The 3171-nt window shown below is 49.3% G+C and carries 2 protein-coding genes; both read right to left on the bottom strand.

Annotation, left to right across the window (positions count from 1 at the left end):
* Positions 1-103: 103 nt before the first annotated feature.
* Complete coding sequence (locus tag UB23_RS03630; RefSeq protein WP_045057964.1) at positions 104-1804, bottom strand: phosphoethanolamine transferase; 1701 nt, start codon at positions 1802-1804, stop codon at positions 104-106.
* 194 nt (positions 1805-1998) lie between these two features.
* Positions 1999-2805: a hypothetical protein gene (locus UB23_RS29110; protein ID WP_147282609.1), complete on the bottom strand. Its 807-nt coding sequence runs from the start codon at positions 2803-2805 to the stop codon at positions 1999-2001.
* Positions 2806-3171 lie beyond the last annotated feature (366 nt).

Below are 3171 nucleotides of genomic sequence, written 5' to 3'. Positions count from 1 at the left end.
AGTTAGAAGTGGCGCCATGCAACGATTAGTATTTAGTTGCATGGCTTCTAATCAAAGTATGCTCATACTATAGGGTCATTTTAGATCTTTCTCGCAGCTCCACTTATTTCGGTGTTTTCATTGATTGACGCTCAAATGTCTGCGCGAGCTTTAACGGTGTTGACGCTTTGGACTGGCAGGTACTGAACAGATCAAGCTCTGGGCGATATGCTGTAGTTTGAATACCCATCAACCCCAATATAGAATGGAATAAGTTGTCATGGGACAGTGATACGTCTCGCTGATCCTTCAAACATTGGGAGTCGAGGGTTTGACGCGACTGCATGTTTTTGGAGATCCAGATTACCATGGGGATACTAGTCTGCTCGCTGGGAGCCATGGCATAAGGAAGTCCGTGCAAGTAAAGCCCATTCTCGCCGAGGGACTCACCGTGATCAGAGACATAAAGCATCGCCGTATCAAAACGCTCAGCGTTACGCTTTAGCAGGTCGATCGTTTGCCCAAGTACATAGTCCGTATAACCGAGGCTGTTATCATAGGCACTGACAATGCTTTCGCGCGTACAACGTTCAAGTTGATTATTATCGCAAACGGGACCGAATCGTTCGAACGCCGGTGGATAGCGCTTGGAATAGGATGGGCCGTGACTGCCTTTCATGTGTAGCACCACGATTGAATCCCGCTGCTGTTGATCCAAGTAGGCTTGTAAATCTTGCAATAAGACTTCGTCGTAACACTCGTCAGCTCTACATAATCCCGTCGATTTCTGATTGTTCAATTTTTCATTTGGTACTCGGTCGCAAATGCCTTTGCAACCCGAATTATTGTCTCTCCACAGGACCGATACGCCGGCCCGCTGCAACACGTCTAATAGTCCTTCTCTGCGCAACGCCATACCGTCTTTGTAGCCTTCTTTACCCACATCCAGAAACATGCAGGGTAAGGAAACGGCCGTAGCTGTTCCACATGAGCTGACATTGGTAAAACTTAAGACACCACGACTGGCCAATTCCGGATTGGTATCCCGGGAATAGCCATTGAGGGAGAAATTCGCGGACCTGGCGGTTTCACCCACCATCAGTACCGTTAGCCGTGGTTTGCGTACACCAGCAGTAGCTTCTTCACGGCGGGCATCAGCACCAATGGTTTTTAATTCGGCGGGAACTGCTAGCTGGCGACGCGTGTACCCATGAATTGCCGAAACCACATTCGACGGAACCAACATCAACCTGAGTTCGCGATGATTACGCATCAGCGATGCATAGGATTGATAAAGCGTAAATACGACGATCGCCAAGCAGGTGAGCGCTACCGCCACCCCCATGAATCGATGAGCAAGTGCGCGGGACCACGATCTTTGAATCAAACGGACTCGAGTGATAACCAGCACCGGCATAACACCAAAGCCCAGCATCCACAGCAGTAGATCCGAGTTCAACAGCTCCGTGGCTTCGGAGCTGTCCGTCTGCATCACATTCGTTAGCATGCTGTAATCAATTACTATGCCATAGCTATTCATAAAGTAACTCGTTGCTGCCGCAACCAGCAACACGATAGCTAGCACAGGTTTTATCAATCGTCCCCAAGCCATCACGCTGAGTAATACGTAGAGCCAAATCAACACGAACCAAGGCAGGCTAAGCACGAATATGGTGTTTCCGTCTTGTAGGCCTCCCACGCCTTGCCAGACAGCACGCCAAAATGGCCAGTTACTAAACAATAGAAGCCAAGTCGAAACTGCAAGAATTAACTGATTGCTGCCGAGTGTGATTTCCCAACTGCGAATTGGTACTTTGTTATTCATGGGTACTCCGGAAAATCTCGACGTATCCAGGCGCGAACTGCCACTGGAGTGTCACTACATTTTAGGTAAGAAAAAATCGCCAATAGCGCGGTGCAACTCGTGGATGCACCAGTGACCCTGAACGTTCTCGTCAGCTAGTTGGCGATCTGCGACTAGCCAAACCGCCAGACACCCCACGCTGATGAAAATCTTTTTCATGAGGTAGCACCCCAAGTAAGTGACGTGGCTGTAGATCCGCTCGATTCGTCCTTGAACGCCAGTAGTTGTGCTGAAGCGAGGTATTGGATACGGGTGCGCGGAGGGCCCAGAACACCCGTAAACTTGCGGTTGGATATTTCAAAGAAATTAGTGTTGGAGTCCTTGGCGCTTCGTGCGGCGGGAAGGATCACTTGACTGAAGAACTTCTTTTCTCTGTGGGCCATCGAGCGCTTGTCTACAGCAAGATGGATTTCGTACCGCAGGCGCGGTTCGGCGACGTTGTGCATATCACGAGACTGATAGGTGCGGCTAGCCTCCGACGAAATGCTTTTTAGTTTGCGGCCGAAAAACAAAATCGGCGTTGAAGCGCCCACCAGGTTCAACCGCTTCCGGATGCTGGTCATCGTTCCGCCAGACAGTGCGAACTCTGAGCTGAAATCAGACCTTGCTGTGCAAGCATGACGCCGTAAAAAACTTCGATCATCGGGGCGCAAGTCATTACGGCAGTGTTTAGACTCCAGCGCCACTATGCCTTTACTCTTAGATGCGACCTCAATCCATGCGTGACTTTTGCGGCACCTTTTCGGTGTCCGGCGGAGCTTAACGTTGGTAGTGTTCGAATTTTCGCGGAAGGCTTGGGCATCTATTATTAGTACTGGATTGGGGATCAAATCAGTCTGTTGCTGCCCGGCTTGGGCAGTTTGGATTTCCCACTGTGCATCTGCGAGGCTTGGGTTATTGGTCAATGCTATTTGAGGTTTGGTCACAGCCTCGGCGTGGGTTGCCCGAAGCAACGCCGTCATCAACGACGAAACACGAGACGGTGGGCCAGCCGCCCACAACATTTTTCTAATGCGAGATGGCATAACGAGATTTACGCCCCCAAAGTGCGCAGTTTCTTTGTTAACTCATAAATATTTGATGGTCTAAAAGACTTCTGATCGATTTCTGCCGGCTGAATTCGATCAGAAGTCGACACGACCGCAGGATCCTATGACGCATAGATTTTTTGCAGGCTCAATGTACTGCTGAACAGTTATCAGAAGGGTGACAGAAGAATTACAAATTTGTTATCCCCCCTCTGCCGCGGACAATTAGTCTAAGATCTACTTAGTGTGTAGGTTTGTATGTTTGTATGTTTGTATATTTGCTGTCTCTTATACACATCT

It is taken from the genome of Pseudomonas sp. ES3-33 (genome assembly GCF_000952175.1).
GTDB lineage: Bacteria > Pseudomonadota > Gammaproteobacteria > Pseudomonadales > Pseudomonadaceae > Aquipseudomonas > Aquipseudomonas gregormendelii.
The sequence above is the reverse complement of the archived record's forward strand: the minus strand, read 5'-3'. Positions and strand labels throughout refer to the sequence as shown.